At 42.2% G+C, this 17,594-nt stretch carries 17 protein-coding genes; 8 read left to right on the forward strand and 9 right to left on the reverse strand.

Going from position 1 to position 17,594, the window contains the following annotated elements:
• Window positions 1-11 precede the first annotated feature (11 nt).
• On the reverse strand, window positions 12-746 hold the full coding sequence (locus ACGF63_RS16745) for a succinate dehydrogenase/fumarate reductase iron-sulfur subunit (RefSeq protein WP_036844505.1): 735 nt from the start codon (window positions 744-746) through the stop codon (window positions 12-14).
• Window positions 739-2,529, reverse strand: a complete 1,791-nt coding sequence (gene frdA / locus ACGF63_RS16750; protein ID WP_387632165.1) for a fumarate reductase (quinol) flavoprotein subunit — start codon at window positions 2,527-2,529, stop codon at window positions 739-741. Before frdA ends, ACGF63_RS16745 begins: the two co-directional genes overlap by 8 nt.
• Before the next feature lie 1,022 nt (window positions 2,530-3,551).
• Between frdA and epmA the strand changes: the two genes are divergently transcribed.
• A complete protein-coding gene (epmA, locus tag ACGF63_RS16755) occupies window positions 3,552-4,529 on the forward strand; it encodes an elongation factor P--(R)-beta-lysine ligase (protein ID WP_152962679.1) in 978 nt (325 codons plus the stop codon).
• Window positions 4,530-4,570: 41 nt separating this feature from the next.
• On the opposite strand, the gene glpQ is transcribed toward epmA, so the two are convergent.
• Together glpQ and glpT are read right to left on the reverse strand one after the other, a co-directional pair.
• Window positions 4,571-5,647, reverse strand: coding sequence for a glycerophosphodiester phosphodiesterase (gene glpQ, locus ACGF63_RS16760; protein ID WP_387632167.1), 1,077 nt, complete (start codon window positions 5,645-5,647; stop codon window positions 4,571-4,573).
• A 179-nt stretch (window positions 5,648-5,826) separates the two neighbouring features.
• Window positions 5,827-7,179: a glycerol-3-phosphate transporter gene (gene glpT / locus ACGF63_RS16765; RefSeq protein ID WP_152962677.1), complete on the reverse strand. Its 1,353-nt coding sequence runs from the start codon at window positions 7,177-7,179 to the stop codon at window positions 5,827-5,829.
• A 544-nt stretch (window positions 7,180-7,723) separates the two neighbouring features.
• Here glpT and ACGF63_RS16770 point away from each other — a divergent pair.
• From ACGF63_RS16770 to ACGF63_RS16780, 3 genes are all read left to right on the forward strand, one after another.
• Window positions 7,724-8,155, forward strand: a complete 432-nt coding sequence (locus ACGF63_RS16770) for a DUF29 domain-containing protein (protein ID WP_036844494.1) — start codon at window positions 7,724-7,726, stop codon at window positions 8,153-8,155.
• Window positions 8,133-8,306: a hypothetical protein gene (locus tag ACGF63_RS16775; RefSeq protein ID WP_152962676.1), complete on the forward strand. Its 174-nt coding sequence runs from the start codon at window positions 8,133-8,135 to the stop codon at window positions 8,304-8,306. The genes ACGF63_RS16770 and ACGF63_RS16775 overlap by 23 nt, the downstream gene beginning before the upstream one ends.
• Window positions 8,307-8,376: 70 nt before the next feature.
• Window positions 8,377-8,808 carry a DUF29 domain-containing protein gene (locus tag ACGF63_RS16780; RefSeq protein WP_036844492.1) on the forward strand — a complete coding sequence of 144 codons (432 nt, stop codon included), beginning with the start codon at window positions 8,377-8,379 and terminating at the stop codon, window positions 8,806-8,808.
• A 124-nt stretch (window positions 8,809-8,932) separates the two neighbouring features.
• Here the strand turns inward: ACGF63_RS16780 and ACGF63_RS16785 are convergent, their stop codons facing one another.
• Both ACGF63_RS16785 and ACGF63_RS16790 read right to left on the reverse strand, forming a co-directional pair.
• Window positions 8,933-10,033: a glycerol dehydrogenase gene (locus ACGF63_RS16785; RefSeq protein ID WP_152962675.1), complete on the reverse strand. Its 1,101-nt coding sequence runs from the start codon at window positions 10,031-10,033 to the stop codon at window positions 8,933-8,935.
• A gap of 248 nt (window positions 10,034-10,281) precedes the next feature.
• Window positions 10,282-10,956: a 7-cyano-7-deazaguanine/7-aminomethyl-7-deazaguanine transporter gene (locus ACGF63_RS16790; RefSeq protein ID WP_152962674.1), complete on the reverse strand. Its 675-nt coding sequence runs from the start codon at window positions 10,954-10,956 to the stop codon at window positions 10,282-10,284.
• A gap of 185 nt (window positions 10,957-11,141) precedes the next feature.
• Between ACGF63_RS16790 and tusA the strand changes: the two genes are divergently transcribed.
• Window positions 11,142-11,396 (forward strand): sulfurtransferase TusA, encoded by a 255-nt coding sequence (gene tusA / locus ACGF63_RS16795; protein ID WP_036844486.1) that lies wholly within the window; start codon window positions 11,142-11,144, stop codon window positions 11,394-11,396.
• Between the two features lie 186 nt (window positions 11,397-11,582).
• Here the strand turns inward: tusA and ACGF63_RS16800 are convergent, their stop codons facing one another.
• On the reverse strand, window positions 11,583-13,856 hold the full coding sequence (locus ACGF63_RS16800; protein ID WP_387632173.1) for a zinc/cadmium/mercury/lead-transporting ATPase: 2,274 nt from the start codon (window positions 13,854-13,856) through the stop codon (window positions 11,583-11,585).
• 425 nt (window positions 13,857-14,281) lie between these two features.
• Between ACGF63_RS16800 and ACGF63_RS16805 the strand changes: the two genes are divergently transcribed.
• From ACGF63_RS16805 to ACGF63_RS16815, 3 genes are read left to right on the forward strand one after another with little or no spacing between them, the layout of a single operon-like run.
• Entirely contained in the window at window positions 14,282-15,109 is an 828-nt protein-coding gene (locus tag ACGF63_RS16805; protein ID WP_387632176.1) for a HesA/MoeB/ThiF family protein, read from the forward strand.
• On the forward strand, window positions 15,106-15,327 hold the full coding sequence (locus ACGF63_RS16810) for a hypothetical protein (RefSeq protein ID WP_387632178.1): 222 nt from the start codon (window positions 15,106-15,108) through the stop codon (window positions 15,325-15,327). Before ACGF63_RS16805 ends, ACGF63_RS16810 begins: the two co-directional genes overlap by 4 nt.
• Complete coding sequence (locus ACGF63_RS16815) at window positions 15,306-16,487, forward strand: MFS transporter (RefSeq protein WP_387632180.1); 1,182 nt, start codon at window positions 15,306-15,308, stop codon at window positions 16,485-16,487. Before ACGF63_RS16810 ends, ACGF63_RS16815 begins: the two co-directional genes overlap by 22 nt.
• A 127-nt stretch (window positions 16,488-16,614) precedes the next feature.
• Here ACGF63_RS16815 and ACGF63_RS16820 read toward each other — a convergent pair whose 3' ends face one another.
• Together ACGF63_RS16820 and rsmD are read right to left on the reverse strand one after the other, a co-directional pair.
• Window positions 16,615-16,878 carry a DUF1145 family protein gene (locus ACGF63_RS16820; protein ID WP_036844481.1) on the reverse strand — a complete coding sequence of 88 codons (264 nt, stop codon included), beginning with the start codon at window positions 16,876-16,878 and terminating at the stop codon, window positions 16,615-16,617.
• Window positions 16,879-16,901: 23 nt separating this feature from the next.
• A complete protein-coding gene (gene rsmD / locus ACGF63_RS16825) occupies window positions 16,902-17,486 on the reverse strand; it encodes a 16S rRNA (guanine(966)-N(2))-methyltransferase (RefSeq protein WP_152962669.1) in 585 nt (194 codons plus the stop codon).
• Window positions 17,487-17,594: the final 108 nt, after the last annotated feature.

The following is a 17,594-nucleotide window of genomic DNA, read 5'->3' on the forward strand; positions in this document are numbered from 1 at the left end:
ATTTCTCCCCTTTATTGTGGTTTCAGCATGGCGATCATGAAGTCTTTTGCACTTTCGATCTTGCCTTGTTGAATAGCGGCAGCCGGATCGACATGTTTTGGGCAGATTTCAGAACAATAGCCGACGAAAGTACAGCTCCATACCCCATTCTGGCTGTTAAGTTGTGGCATACGTTCCTTCTTACCGTGGTCACGGTTATCAAGATTGTAACGGTGAGCCAGAGTAATTGCTGCCGGTCCGATAAACTCAGGGTTCAAACCGAACTGAGGGCAAGCGGCATAGCAAAGGCCACAGTTGATACAACCAGAAAACTGATGATATTTTGCCATTTGTGCCGGAGTCTGAATGTTCGGACCTTCAGAAGGTTTACGATCATTTCCGATAATGTATGGTTTGATAGCTTCCAGACTTTCAATAAAGTGAGTCATATCCACTACCAGGTCACGCTCAATAGGAAAGTTAGCCAGCGCTTCAACTTTCATACCTTGTGGATAGTCACGCAGGAAGGTTTTACAGGCCAGTTTCGGCACACGGTTAACCATCATGCCGCAAGAGCCACAGATAGCCATCCGGCAGGACCAGCGGTAAGAGAGGTCGGCGGCCAGATTGTCTTTAATGTAACCTAACGCATCAAGTAACGAGGTCTGTTCATCGTAAGGAACCTCATAGGTTGTAGAATGAGGTTCAGCATCATTTTCCGGGTTGTAACGCATGACCTCCATTCTCAGTGTTTTCATATCAGCCATTCGCCTGCTCCTTTTTTTCTTGTGCCGCTGCTTCACCGCCGTATACTCGTTTCGCTGGAGTGGATTTGGTAATTTTTACGTCACTGTATTCCAGACGAGGTGCACTTTCAGAGTGATAGAAAGCCAGCGTATGTTTCAGGAAATTTTCATCATCACGCTCGGTACAACCTGTATCTAGACGTTGATGCGCCCCCCGGGACTCTTTACGGTTTATCGCAGAATGAATCATACATTCGGCTACATCCAGACCAAAGCCAAGCTCAATGGTGTACAGCAGATCAGTGTTGAAAACACTGGTTTTATCAGTGATATTCACGTGTTTGAAGCGATCTTTCAGCTCAGCAATCTTATCAATCGTTTTCTGCATGAGTTCAGGGGTACGGTAAATGCCGCAGCCTTCCTCCATAGAGATACCCATTTCATCACGGATCTTCGACCAACTTTCCGTTCCTTCCTGTTTCAGCAAGTTGTTCAAACGCGCAGCTACATCACTTGCCTGGGCATCCAGTGCGCGGTTATTGACAGATTTGGCTTGTTGAGCGTGTTTAACTGCTTCTTCACCAGCCAGACGACCAAAGACCACCAGTTCAGCCAGAGAATTGGAACCAAGACGATTTGCACCATGTAGACCGACAGAAGAACATTCACCGACAGCGAACAGACCTCTAATGCGGGTTTCACATTTCTGGTCAGTTTCAATACCGCCCATAGTGTAGTGTGCGGTAGGGCGAACCGGAATGGGTTCTTTAACCGGATCAACGCCAACATAGGTTTTTGCCAGTTCGCAGATAAAGGGCAGACGCTCAAGTAATTTCTTCTCACCCAGATGGCGCAGATCCAGATAAACCACGTCGCCACGCTGAGTGGAAATAGTACGACCGGCACGCCATTCATGCCAAAAAGCCTGAGAAACTTTGTCACGGGGACCTAGTTCCATATATTTGTTTTCAGGTTTGCCCTGTGGGGTTTCAGGGCCGAGGCCATAATCTTGTAAATAGCGGTAACCATCCTTGTTGACCAGAATCCCACCTTCACCACGACAACCTTCGGTCATCAGGATACCGGAACCTGGCAGGCCAGTTGGGTGATACTGAACAAATTCCATATCACGCAGTGGTACGCCATGACGGAATGCCATGCCCATACCATCACCCGTTACGATACCGCCGTTCGTGTTGTAGCGGTATACACGGCCTGCACCACCGGTCGCCATAATAACAGCATTGGCCCGGATCTGAATTTTGGTGCCTTCCATCATATTCAGTGCAACCAAGCCATGTACCTGCCCTTCATCTACCAAAATGTCGAGGACAAAATGTTCATCAAAACGTTGGATTTGGGGGGATTTCAGAGAAGTCTGGAATAGGGTATGCAGCATGTGGAAGCCGGTTTTATCCGCCGCGAACCAAGTGCGCTCTATCTTCATACCACCGAAACGACGCACATTGACAGAACCATCTTCTCTACGGCTCCACGGACAGCCCCATTGCTCCAGTTGGATCATTTCTGTCGGACAATGTTCGACAAAGTATTCAACAACATCTTGTTCACACAGCCAGTCACCACCGGATACAGTGTCATTGAAATGGAAATCGTAGGAGTCGTGAGCTTGAGTGACTGCCGCTGATCCGCCTTCTGCTGCCACCGTGTGGCTACGCATTGGGTAGACTTTTGAGATTAAAGCAATCTTCATTTGAGGATTGGCCTCAGCTGCGGCAATTGCGGCACGTAGACCTGCTCCCCCGGCTCCGATGATAGCGAGATCGGCATTAAAGGTTTGCACTGTGCTTCTCCATTGTTTAAGTGAAATGAGTTAGTAAATAAAAGTGTCGGTAACTTTCCTGAATGTTGTTGTTATTGTTTCTCATATAGTAGGATTCTATAGGTAAAATCCGGTGCTTTAACGATTAAGGATAGCTATTTGTTACTTTTTGTGTGGGATTAAGTATAGCGAATGGCAAGCGAGGGAAATTTGATATGAAAGGGTGTTTTGTCCGATTTGATCACTAAAACATGATCTGAGACAGGAATTAGTCACCCAGAATTGGGTTGTAGAACGGTTGTTTGAGTATAATGATAGTATGAAATTATGGTGCTGAACATTCAAGCTATTCAATGTAAATTTGACTTATCCCATATTTGTGTATTGATATAAAAATTATGCAAATTCAACGATATTATAAAAACGTGTTCTTTCTTATTTTTAAAATAATATGATGAGTAATTTAATAACACTAAGTGAAAAAGGATAATTACTTATTATAAAATAAAACGTTAAAGATGTTCTCTTAGAATTATTTATAATATTGTAATTAATAATTTTGAATGTTTTTTATTTGACTTATGGTTTTTTTAATTTAAATGTGAAAATAACTCGTGGTTATTTAATAAATAAATGTGACAATAGAATATGATGGCACTATCAGATCACACTATCGCATTGCAGGCAGATAATGGAAAATATTTGAGTCGGATTAACATAAATGGTCTTAATTATATTAAGCCGGATAAGACTGATATAGACGTATTTTGCCAATTTAAATTGATAACTCTGTTTGAGTAGATAGTGATTTTGGCTAGCATCGTTTTTGTCGTGATTAAGTAAAATCTCTCATGACTTTAGTATTTATTTGACGATAATATTTCGGCAGGTAGCTGATAATGATATATCTGGCTATAGCAAATTTGCTGTAGTTTTGAGGTAAGGCAATTTAAGTTGTTCCGGGATGATCAGTCGGTAATAATTTGTCTGATATGTGTGATGCAGGTAGACTGCATGTTTTGTTTTATTTTGGAGTCATTTACATGAGCGAAACAGCAAACTGGCAGCCAAGTGCACCTATCGCCAACTTGTTGAAACGGGCGGCTATTTTAGCAGAAATACGACGCTTTTTCGCAGAACGTGGGGTACTAGAAGTTGAAACACCTGCGATGGGGCAGTCTACAGTGACTGATATTCAATTGTTTTCTTTTCAGACAGAGTTTGTTGGTCCAGGCGCCGCAGATGGCATGACTCTATATCTGATGACAAGTGCGGAATTTCACATGAAACGCCTGCTGGCGGCAGGAAGTGGCCCTATTTATCAGATCAGCCGCTGTTTCCGTAACGAAGAAGCGGGTCGTTATCATAATCCTGAATTTACCATGCTGGAATGGTATCGGCCTCACTATGATATGTATCGTCTGATAAATGAGGTTGATGACTTACTTCAGCAGATTTTGGACTGTGAAAGTGCAGAGCCACTCTCTTATCAGCAGGCTTTTCTGCGTTATCTGGATATTGACCCGTTGTCCGCAGAGAAAGAAAAATTGCGTGAAGTAGCCGCTAAACTGGATCTGAGCAATATTGCTGATACAGAGGAAGATCGGGATATTTTGTTGCAACTTTTGTTTGCCGTCGGTGTTGAACCGCATATTGGTACTGAAAAGCCAACTTTTATCTACCATTTTCCTGCTTCTCAAGCTTCTTTGGCGGAAATCAGTAAAGAAGATCATCGGGTTGCAGAGCGTTTTGAAGTCTATTTCAAAGGTGTTGAGCTGGCAAATGGTTTCCGTGAACTGACTGATGGTGATGAACAACGTCAGCGTTTTGAACAGGATAACCGTAAACGTGCGGAGCTGGGTTTACCTGTCCGGCCGATTGATGAAAACTTGATTGGCGCTCTGAAACAGGGGATACCTGAGTGTGCAGGTGTGGCACTTGGCATTGATCGTCTGGTGATGCTGGCTTTAGGCGCAGAAAGGCTCAGTGATGTCATTGCCTTTTCGGTAAATAAGGCATAAAACAATAGGGCGTTGATTAAGACGCCCTGCTTGCATCTGTCTCACTTATGTTGATGCTGTTTTTGTAGGAATTTCACACCTAAATCAGGAAAATCGGTAAATACGCCGTCTACATCCGCTTGGTTATAAATAATATCGAAAAGTTGATCGCCGTTGGTGGCATATTTAGGAAGTGCATCAACCCGAATGGTGTATGGATGGACTTCCATATTATTAGCGTGGGCATCTTTCACCATACCGGTTAATTTAATATTGGTTGGTGTGGAATCTTCCGATATAACCATATGGTAATCAGGGCCAATACCATCGGCATATTGTGCCACTTCTTTCATTGCCCCTAGTTTGAACATCCAATCATAGCTGTAATTTACCCATTTGCCGTTTGATTTTTGTTCATAGGTTTCATTCCAGTTGGTATAGGCGATAAGTTGAACCAGTTTCAAATCCATGCCCAGCTTAGGTTCAAGCTCGTTTTTAATCCGCTTGAGTTCGTTGGCATCAAAACATTGCAGATAAACTTTATCGCTTTTCTTGGTGTAACCATATTCTTTCAATACTGCCAGCACCTGAGTGGAAATATCTTTGCCCTCTTGCCGATGGAACCACGGTGCTTTGATTTCAGAGTAGATACCGATATTTTTACCCGTTGATTTATTCAACCCTTGAACAAACTCAATCTCTTCTTGAAAAGTGTGGATCCGAAAATCAGATTTCCACATCGGGAAACGGTTTGCATGGCTTTGTATCTGTTGGCCATTTTTGATATCAAAGCCTTCTGTGAATTTCAGTGATTTGATTTCAGGCAGGGTAAAATCAATGGCATAGTAACGGCCGTCCTGACGGGCTCGGTCAGGAAACTTATTTGCAACGTCAGTCACACGATCAAGGTAATGATCATGTAATACCACCAGCTCGTTATCTTTAGTCATAACCAAGTCTTGTTCCAGATAATCAGCACCCTCGGCGTAAGCCATAGCTTTAGCAGGCAGGGTGTGTTCCGGTAAGTATCCGCTTGCACCGCGATGAGCGATAACAATCTTATCTGCCGCCTGCGCTATGACCGAAATAGATGATGCTAAAATCATGCCTGTGACTATTGTTTTGATTGGAGTTTGCATATTGTTTTTTCTCCGTTTTAGCGATGAGGTAAAAATCAATCCTATTAAGCTGCTTGTCTTGTTATATTAATAATGCTGCTTGCTGGCAATCTCTTAGTTTACAAATTGAAAAGCCGCGACATAAATAATATCGCGGCTTGTTATATTATCAGTGATATATCACAGTTTAGTGACAGTGATTAGCCATACTGACGGGCTAATTCCTGTTTATGTTTGTTTTCTGTGATCATGACAATCAGTAATAGAATAACGGCCAGGATACTACCACCAATCATCACCATAAAACCGCTGTCCCAGCCGAAGAAGTCAACGGTATAGCCGACGATAGCACTTGCTGCAACGGAGCCACCTAAGTAACCAAATAAGCCGGTGAAGCCGGCGGCTGTACCGGCAGCTTTCTTCGGTGCCAACTCAAGAGCGTGCAGACCTGTCAGCATAACTGGGCCGTAGATAAGGAAGCCAATAATCAACATACAAGCCATGTCTACAGTTGGATTACCGGCTGGGTTCAGCCAGAATACGACAGTTGCGATAGTGACTAATGTCATAAAGAATACGCCTGTTGCACCACGGTTACCTTTAAATACTTTGTCTGACATCCAGCCACACAGTAATGTACCTGGGATACCGGCATATTCGTACAGGAAGTAAGCCCATGAAGATTTATCCAGTGCGAAATGCTTGACCTCACGCAGATAGGTTGGTGACCAATCAAGAACACCGTAACGCAGCAGATAAACAAACACGTTAGCCATAGCGACCATCCACAGTAGTTTGTTCGGTAATACATACTGCATGAAGATCTGCTTGGCTGTTAATTCTTCTTCGTTTTTCTCTGTGTAATCAGACGGGTAGTCGTTTTTATGTTCTTCAATTGATGGCAAGCCACAGGATTGTGGTGTGTCACGCATTAAGGCAAAAGCGATCAGTGCAACGAGAATTGCGGCGAACGCTGGCATATAAAGGGCGGCTTTCCAGTCATTAAACCACGCCATGCCCAGCAGGAATAATAATGGAGGTAAACCACCACCGACATTATGCGCACAGTTCCAGACGGAGACGATCCCGCCACGTTCTTTCTGTGACCACCAGTGCACCATAGTACGGCCGCAGGGAGGCCAACCCATACCCTGAAACCAACCACACATGAACAGCAGCACAAACATAACAGCGATACTGGAAGTCGCCCAGGGTACAAAGCCCATAAACAGCATGACAGCCGCAGCGAGAATCAGACCCGCCGGTAAAAAGACTCGCGGGTTAGAACGGTCGGATATGGAGCCCATGATGAATTTGGAGAAGCCGTATGCGATAGAGATCCCTGATAGCGCGAGACCAAGATCTCCTTTGGAAAAACCTTGTTCAATCAGATAAGGCATTGCAAGTGCAAAGTTCTTCCTTACTAAATAGTAAGCGGCATAACCAAGGAAAATACCCATAAAAATTTGCCAGCGTAGGCGACGATAGAGTGGATCTATCTGTTGTGTTGGCAGTCGGGGCTTATGAAGCGCCGGCTTGAAAATACTTAACATATTTTGCCTCCGATGGCTTTTTGGTTATGTGAACAACTCACCGGTTGACTAATGCCACCGGATGGGAAAGTGAGAGGTTTTGTAAGTGATTATTTTCCATAACGAAAATTATGATAGTCGAAATAACCCAACCTATCTGTGAGACAAGACTCAGTTGTTAAAATCGTTTTGCCTTGGCGGTGATTTTGAGTGATTTGTTAACTTTTTAAAACGTACTTTACCAATGAAATTGTGACTACTGTCACAATAACGAGCTTTACTTAATTGTTGGTGAGCGTTTTTGGTTCGTTATTGTTCTTTATCAAACAAAAACCTCAGTTTTTTGCCTGTTCTATTTAGGATAAGAACATTATTAGCTAGTAATCTGGTTGGAAAGTCGTTATGCATGATGGGCAGTTTTCCTGTGACAGAGAAATGGATGTCATCATAGGAAATGAGCCGTTAATCGATTTTAACGATGATATATTACTTTGACGGTGTGGTTATAATTTGACAGACTAAATCAGCTACACAATTGTATAGCTGGTATGCCAGTGGAGGAACCATGACAACACGTTATGACAGTGACTTTTATGGCTGGACGCAGGAGCAGGCAAGTTTGCTTCGTTCCGGCAATTTGAGTCAATTGGACACGGAAAACCTTTCGGAGGAAATAGAAAGTATGGGAAATAGCCAAAGAAACGAGCTGGAATCTCGTCTTGAAGTGCTGTTTCTCCACCTTCTAAAATGGCGATTTCAGTCTGAACGGCAAGGCAGAAGTTGGAAATTGACGATTGAAGAGCAACGAAGGAAAATAGCTCGCCGTCTTAAAAAAAATCCTAGCCTAAGATCAGAACTTAGTGAAATTTTCTCTGATGCTTATGGTGATGCCATTATTGCCGCAGAGCGGGAAACTAATATTAGACGCAGTGTATTCCCTGAAACTTGCCCCTGGACGTTTGAGCAAATCATGGATGAGAATTTTTGGCCTGAATAACGCCGACGCATTTGTTTATCTTGACGCACTGGCTTTGGTCAGTGCGTTTTATGCATTATTCCAGACGAAGGAAACTTCGGTGTTGATTTTTCCACTGCAATCTATAGGAAATGAGCCGTTAATCGATTTTAACGATGATATATTACTTTGACGGTGTGGTTATAATTTGACAGACTAAATCAGCTACACAATTGTATAGCTGGTATGCCAATGGAGGAATCATGACAACACGTTATGACAGTGACTTTTATGGCTGGACGCAGGAGCAGGCAAGTTTGCTTCGTTCTGGTCATCTTGAGCAACTGGATACTGAAAATCTTCTTGAGGAAATAGAAGCGATGGGGCGAAGTGAGCGCAGAGAACTACGGTCCCGGCTGGAGATTTTACTCGCACACTTGTTGAAATGGAAATATCAGGCAAATCGCCGGGGGCGCAGCTGGGAATTGACTATTGAGGAGCAGAGGGATAAGGCTACTGAATGTTTGAAAGAATCTCCCAGTCTGAGAAATAAGTTGGATGAGCATTTGGAAAAAGCCTACATTGCTGCTCGTCGATTAGCAGAAAAGGAGACGATGATTAATCAGAATGTATTTCCTGTAACCTGCCTTTGGACATTTGAGCAAATATTGGATGAGAATTTTTGGCCTGAATAACGTCGACGCATTTGTCTATCTGACGCACTGGTTTTGGTCAGTGCGTTATTTATCAGCTTTTTCATTCCGAACTCCGGTTGTCCGAACAAAATAAGAGCGGGAAGTTTCCCCGCTCTTTTCTGGTTTAATACAGCCAGTCACGCCCCATGCGGTCAGCAGTAAGAATAGCGGCATACACTTTTTCCGGTGTCACTTCAAAAGGCATGTTGTGAATGGTTTCACCTTCAACACAACTGGCTTGCGCCACTGCCATCACTTTCTCTTTCAGTTTTTCACCATCTTTCACGCCAAGTTGATCTAACGTAATCGGTAGACCGATCTGCACGCAGAAATCAAGTAAAGTATCCAATTCTTCATTTGGGCTATTCTCCAGCACTAGTTGAACCAATACCCCGAAAGCGACTTTTTCGCCGTGATACATATGGTGGCATTCCTCCAATACAGTAAAGCCGTTGTGTACGGAATGAGCGGCAGCGACACCCGTATTTTCAAAGCCCAGACCACTCAAATAAGTAATGGCTTCGATAACATTTTCCACTGCAGGTGTACTGACTCCTACCTCAACAGCCAGTTTTGCTTTATAACCTTCTTCTACTAAAGTTTCGTAACAGAGATGGGAAAGAGCCATCGCCGTGCGGGATATTCCACCACCGGTCATTCTAGGCTTATGGCCGGCATGGCAGACGCGTGCTTCGAAGTAAGTTGCCAGTGCGTCGCCAATGCCGGCAATCAGGAAGCGGGTTGGGGCTTTAGCAATAATACTGGTATCAATCAGTACAATATCTGGATTGGTTGGGAAAAACAGATAGTCCTCATATTCGCCGTCATCGGTATAAACAACAGAGAGAGCGCTGGCTGGGGCGTTAGTAGAGGCGATAGTTGGTGCAATCAGAAGAGGTAATTTGGATTCGTGAGCAACTACTTTTGCGGTATCTTGTACTTTACCGCCACCGATGCCAATAACAGCCTGGCATTCATGCTTTTTAAGCATGTCAGACAGGCGCTGAATTTCACTACGGCTACATTCACCGCCAAACACTTCAAAATGGCTGGTAACATCAGATTCTTCCAGGCTGCTATAAACAGTATCTCCCACTAATTTCATAGCAGAGTTACCGATAATAACAAAAACATGGTCGGCGATAGTTTTTGTGTATTTACCAATATGGAGCAGGGCATCAGGCCCCTGAATATATTTGGCTGGAGATTGAATAACTTTCAACATAAAAATACTCCTTTTGTGGAAACTTAATGTCTGTTTGCTATATAAATCTTCCTGACAAACAGGGAGCAGAATGTGACAGACCAGGAAATTGGCTTCGGATGAAAAAAGTACTTAATTACTTAACAGACTAACACCGTATGATAAAAAGTAATGGTTGATTATGGATAAATAAAGTTGTTATACCCGTTTTATCGCGGGAAATATGCATTTTTTTGATCTATGCCCGGTATCTGCCAGGTAGATGAAAATCAGCGAACCTGGATATGAGCATTGCCAGCCGGGTAAGCGAAAAAATACTTCAGAATCAGGTTCAGTGAAATACCGTAAGCTGGCAGGAAAAAGATCAAGCATATTAATAGCTTAAAGCAGTAATCCACTAACCCAATCTCGACCCAGTTAGCGGCCATGAAGGCATCGGTACTGCGGTAGAAGGCGATAAAGAAGAAGGCAAGAGTATCCAGCAGATTGCCAAGGAACATGGCGACGGCGGGAGCGACCCACCAGTTACGTTTTTGGCGCAGGCGATTAAAGACATATACATCCAGTATTTGCCCAAGTGAATAGGCCATAAAGCTGGCACAAGCAATACGGGCAATAAATAGATTGAATTCAGACAGCGCGGCAAACTTTTGCCACATTCCTTGGAAGAAGAGGGCTGAAATAATATAAGAGATCAGTAATGCAGGGATCATAACGGTAGTAATGATTCGCCTTGCCAGTGGTGCGCCGTAGATACGAACAGTCAAATCTGTTGCAAGAAAGATAAATGGGAAAGTAAAAGCTCCCCAGGTGGTATGAAAACCAAAAATAGAGACAGGTAATTGCACCAGATAATTACTGGAAGTAATAATCAGGATATGAAATAACGAAAGCCAAATCAAAGTAGTCGTTCGTTGCCGCTTAGCTGTAGTTAATAAAAGCATATTGTACCTTTTTGGATAATGGGGTGAGGGAACCCAATGAAATAGCTGCCGCTTTAGCTGACGGCGCTTCGTATGATACGTCTGTTGCCTGAAAAATCAAAATGTCTGCCTGTAAAGTTAATTTTTGATAGCTTTTTTATAATATAATCCACCGTCATAAGTTACCTGAAATTACAGAGATAGTTATGCCAGATATTTTTACCAATCCAGATAAGACTCTTGATACACAAGGACTTCGTTGTCCTGAACCTGTGATGATGGTACGGAAAACCGTACGTCATATGGAAGCAGGGCAGATGTTATTAATTCTTGCTGATGATCCGGCAACCACGCGTGATATTCCCGGTTTCTGCCGTTTTATGGAGCATCAGCTTGTTGCGCAAGAAACGGAACAGACACCTTATCGCTATCTGGTGCGGAAAAAAGAGAGTCAACGCTGAACATGCCTATAGATATAGATGTAAAAGGGGATTTCTATTGTGTGAATCGTATAGACAACATCAAAATAAATGCGCTCTTGCAGGGATAGGTTTTATTAGTACAGGATATGGGTTGACCTTTGGAATAAGACCCATATCCTTATTGATATTACAGAAATCACTCACTGTATAGCTAAACAGATTTCATTATTTCGCTTTAATTCTCAGTAGCCTGACAGCGTTTGCAGTCACAAGGGCGGTAGCGCCAGAGTCTGCCAGTACTGCCATCCACAGGCCAGTAATACCTAACAGACTGGTGACAAGGAAGATCCCTTTTAGCCCCAGCGCAATAGCAATGTTCTGGCGAATATTATTGTGAGTGGCGCGAGAAAGGGCAATTATTTCCGACAAACCGGTCAGACGGTTGTGAGTCAATGCTGCATCTGCGGTTTCCAGCGCAACATCAGTACCACTTCCCATTGCCACACCGATACTGGAAGCTTTCATTGCGGGGGCGTCATTAATGCCGTCACCGACCATCATTGTGTTGTGATCTTTATTCAGCTTCATAACAGCTTTGACTTTATCTTCCGGCATTAATCCAGCGTGGAAATCTATTCCTAACTGACCCGCAATTGCAGTCGCAGCACGCGGGTTATCACCTGTCAGCATCACTGATTTTATACCCTGATCTTTCAGTAAACGAATGGCGTCTATTGCATCCTGACGCAATGTATCCTGCATAGCGATAAGGCCGGTAAATTGCCCATCATGCATCACGGCAACAACGGTTTTACCGTGATCTTCTAATTGCGCAATTTTCTGTTTCCAACGATCGGACAAAATGCTTTCTGGCAGTTTTCCAGGCGCACTGACTAGAATGCGTTTGCCGTCTAACTGACCTTCAACACCAATACCTGCCAGCGCCTTACGATGATCAGCTTCAGTAACATTAATGTTTTTACTTTCCGTATGTTGCAGGATAGCTTTGGCCAGTGGGTGATGGGAGCCACTTTCTACTGCGGAAGCCAGCGCTAATAGCTGAGATTCGTTGATATTTTCTACTGGTTGTACATCAGTGACTTGTGGTTTACCGGCTGTCAGTGTACCCGTCTTATCAAAGGCGATGGTTGTGATTCGGCCCAGTTGCTCCAGTGCTGCACCACCTTTAATCAGTGCACCCCTGCGGGTTGCAGTTGCAAGTGCTGAGGTGATTGCGGCTGGTGTGGAAATCACCAGAGCACAAGGGCAACCAATCAGTAGCAAAGTAAGGCCACGGTAAATCCAGGTTTCCCACGGCTGGCTGAATACAGTGGGCGGAATGATAATAACCAACGCAGAGAACAGCATAATCAGTGGCGTGTAAATCCGGCTGAAACGATCAATAAAGCGCTCAATCGGTGCGCGGCGTTCTTCTGCTTCTTCAATCAGTTGCAGGATGCGGTCAATGGCGTTGTTACCCTGTTCAGACAGCACTTTCATCTGTACTGAACGATCCACAGACAGACAACCTGCCGGGACTTTTTCTCCCTGTATTCGTTCAACCGGAATGGATTCACCTGTCAGAGCACTTTCATCAAAGCTGGCGAATGAACTGAGTAATTCAGCGTCAGTCGGTAAACGTCCGCCTGGTGCAACCTCAATAATGTCGCCGGGGCGAAGGTCTGCGACCGGGACAGTTTTTTTCTCACCATTTCTTACCAGCAGCGCTTCTTCCGGGACCAATGCCATCAATGCACTCACCCCTCGACGTGCACGGCCGGCGGCGTAGGATTCCAGCATTTCACCAAGCATAAACAGCAGCAGTACCATCGCCGCTTCGGCGGTGGCATCAATAAATAGCGCGCCGATTGCTGCAACGCTCATCAGTGTTTCAATAGCGAATGGTGTGCCTGACCGTATTAGCTGACAGGCTTTGCTGGCAATAGGTACCAATCCAATTACGGTGGTGATAATAAAGGCAATGCGACCAAGTGGGGCGTTAACATTGGAAATTCCCCAACTTATTAGCATCATCAGTGAAAGAATAATGATCGGTGTAAATTCTTTCCAACGGCTGCTTTTTGGCGCTTTCTGATTTGAATCTGGGTTGTGTAAGTCAAATCCAGCCTGATTAACGGCTTTGATAACTGCTGAACGTATATCTGTATCGGCATCCACGACCAGTTTTTCAGTTGCAAATAGAACCTTAGCTTGCTTCACTTCTGGAATTTTACTGACTGCCGTTTCAATTTTGCGCGCACAGCTTGGGCAATCCATGCCATTAACAATCCAACTAAAACGCTGGTTTGCTAAAAGCTCAGGCGCTTGTGTCTCTTGTGTTCCATGAGAATGGTTGTGCTCATGTGAATAAGACTTATCATGTTCATGGTTATGTGAATGCTCACTAACGGTTTTTGCCTGATCTGTGCAGGCAGTAGAACCACAACAGCTTCCATGCTGGTGGCTATGTTGGTGAGTGTTATTTTTGTTTGAGTGCATGGGCTCCCCCTTGGCAGAGTCAATTCAACGATAATGACTAAACTCTACACTTTGGAGCCTACTCCAGAGTCAAATAAAAAAGAGAAAATAAATTGGTAAATTGTGTGACCTATCATTGATACTGATTTTCATCTGCAATATCGGTTTCATGATGCAAAGCTCTTTTGTGAGTGTATCTTTATGTTGAGAAAGGTAAGTACAGTTATAGTTCTTATCTTTGATAATATTTTTGTTGACTTGTTTTTTATTATGTGAATAAATGAATTGTTATTGATTTGTTAATGAAATTTATCAACATTCTTGTTTCGGGAGGGGAAAAATGATCAGTATCGCTTCTAACTAGTTACGTTAATAATGATTATGTTGTATGCCGTAGAAGATTATTTCTATGGCATAGTACCCAGCATATAAATAGAGGGTTGTTTATGGTTAAGATTGCTAGATATATTCAAGCTGGAAGGTTTGAATCTGGTGGAATTTTTGGTGTAGGTTCTAATCAAGTACTCATACTACAGAAGAAGCGATTTGAATCTTTAGTTAAAATCGCTTCTTTTCTAAAAAAAGAAACGGATAGTGATAACCTCTATGAATACATAAAGAATAACGTTAGTGATGTAAGTGAGGATGACATAAATTTTTCCCTTTCTCTTTTTAGAGAGAAAAATTCACTGATGAGTTCTTCATATTTTGATTCTGATGATAGGTATAGTAGAAACGTACTCTATTATCATTACTTAGGTGCTAACTCTAAAGAAGTTCAGGAAAAAATAAGTAAATCAAACGTTACCATTATAGGGTGTGGGGGAATAGGAAATCATATTTCATATCTTCTGGCGACCTCTGGAGTTGGTACTATATCTATAGTTGATAGTGATATAATTGAGATAAGTAATTTAACTCGGCAAGTTTTATTTTCGGAAGAAGATGTAAATTCTCTTAAAATTGACATATTAGAGAGAGAGTTATTAAAACGAAATTCAGAGCTAAATGTAAAGAAGGTGAATTTAGAGATAAAACATAAGGATGATTTGTCTAAAATAGAAAAATCTGACCTTTTCATTGTGTCCGCTGATACTCCATTTGAACTGATTAGGTGGGTTAATGATTATTGCTTTGAAAAAAAACAACCTTATTTAAATGTTGGGTATATAAATGATATATCTGTTATAGGCCTTTTTGTCATTCCAGGAGAAACAGCTTGCTTCAATTGTTCTAAGATAGTGCTTGTGATGATGAGCTACAAGATAATTTGACAACAATAAATTCTGATTTCAAAGCAGCCACTTTCCCCAGTGTCAATGGGGTAGCTGCTTCATATGCTTTTGGGGATGTTATGAAATTCTTAGGAGGGTATGGTGAAATACTTAGCAAGAATAGAAGAATTGGAATTCACTCTCGTAAAATAAAAATAGAAACACAAGAAATACCTAAAAATGAAAGGTGTAATATATGTGGTCTTCAACCAAAATAATAATAACATATTCTGTTATTTTTAATTCTTTGAGGATGCTCATTGGTGCTACTTCATCGATTTATCTTTTAAGCAAAGGCGTATCTCTTGTCGATCTTGGTTTAATGAAAACCATGCAGGCCAGCGTTTTTTTTATATTGGATATACCAACGTCTTATCTTGCTGACAGGATTAGTAGAAAATATGCGATAGCGATTTCTGTTTTTTTTGGTGGAGCTTGGTTGGTTTTAACGGGAGTTTCATCCAATTTGTATGGTTTTTATCTGGCCGAATTTTTTAATGCGATCTCTTTGACGATAATAGGTGGAACATATAACTCATACTTGATTGATGTATATCAATCAGAGGGTGGTAAAGACACTCATCGAATACTGGGAATTAACGGTAAATATCATTATATGTCTATGGCTATTGCCGCTATGATTGGCGCTGCGATAGGTGATGTAGATTCACGATGGATATGGATTTTTGCCGGATTCGGTAGTTTTATATTGATGTTTTTTTCCTTTTTGCTTCCTGAATCAAAGGTTAAATCAGTAGATGGGAAAAAATCAGGGTTAATAAATGATATAAAGGAAATATATTCTCTTTTAATTAAAGGAAGTAAAGACTTCTTATTCGTATTTTTCGCTGTTGTTTCAAATATAGTGTATTTTCAAATATTACTTCAATATTGGCAACCCTATGCTTTTTATGGGTTTTCTGGTGGAGTTAAAGGTTCTTTGTCATATGGAATATTATTTGTTTTTATTCTTATGGCTCAATCTGTCGCAGGATGGATCATCAGTAAAATCAGTGACAATAAAAAACTGATTTGGTTTGGCTTCCTTTTGATGTTTGTTTCCACCGGAATATGCCTGTTAGGAGGGGAAAATTATCCATACTTAATACCTATAGCTTTAATTTTTATGTTTGGTAGTAATCAATATCTAACAATGGGGCTGAGAGCCGTTTATCATGGCTATTTTGATGCCAGTTTAAGGTCAACATTTGACTCTTTATTATCGACATTTGCACGCTTAATCGTTTTGATATTTTTTCCGGTGGTTGCATATCTTACGGAAACTTTTGGATGGCAAATAATGTCATATTCACTCATTATCTTGTCTTCAATAGTTATTGCTTTTTATGTGTTCAGCTTGAAATTATCGCTTAGGTAAACACTCTAAGGATCTCTTCCAACATAGAATAAGATAAGCGGGCGGCTATGAACGAATGGTGGTATCTATGCTTATTCGTTTTCGCCAGTTTGCCTGTTACTACAAGTTGGCATTTTTCGCTGATGGTTTATTTTTTTAGCTGTTTTTTCTGCATTGCCAATAGCTCAAAGACACCAAAAAAGAAAATTTTGGTTTGCATCAGGCCAGAAAGTTTTTGGTCCTTGGGTTGGCTGGCTTTCATAAGCAGCATTTGAAATGCATGCATTACCACCATGAAAATCATGGCGACATCCATAAAATACTTCAATGGTTTGGGAAATGGGTGAATTAAGTTAAATACCAAAAATCCCCAAACACAGACCATTAACAGCTTGCCCAGTTGAATAAACATCAGTGTGTACTCCAAGATAATAATTATGCGGGTAAGTAGCGGATATAAAGCCGGTATGCCACTTGCCCGGCAATTTTTTCGCGATGAAGTTGCCAGTTAACGGGCACATCAGTCGCCGCTGATTCAGATTCAGCCTCAACATAAATCCAGCTTTCATCTGCCAGCCAATTCTGTTCTTCCAACAATTTTATTGTTTCAGCAAGCATTCCTTTACGGAAAGGTGGATCAAGGAAAACGACATTATAGGGTGTTCCCGGTGGAGATAAATAGTTTAACGCACTGTCGTTAATGACTTCAGCATTTTGAGCGCCAAGCAGAGCTAGATTAGTGGAAAGTTGTTTTGCGACATTACGTTCATATTCGATAAGCGTAGCCTGTGCTGCATAACGGGAAAGTGCCTCTAATCCGAGCGCTCCGCTTCCCGCATAGCAATCCAAGCAGCGTGCTTCCTGAATAACAGGAGCCAGCCAGTTAAACAGGGTTTCTCTGACGCGATCGGTGGTTGGACGTAACCCGGGGCTTTCCGGTACAGGTAATTTCCGGCCTCGCCATTTTCCACCAATAATGCGGATTTGTCCCATAGATTGCCGTTGTGGTTTTTTTGCCATAATTTACATAACTTAATAATTAGTCATCAGATAGTGCTGCATAACCGAGACATATTTTTGAAAATGTCAGATAAAGGAAATACGCGTTAAGACTTGCTGGCATTAATT

Source organism: Photorhabdus sp. RM322S, assembly GCF_042879395.1.
Classification (GTDB): Bacteria; Pseudomonadota; Gammaproteobacteria; order Enterobacterales; family Enterobacteriaceae; genus Photorhabdus; species Photorhabdus khanii.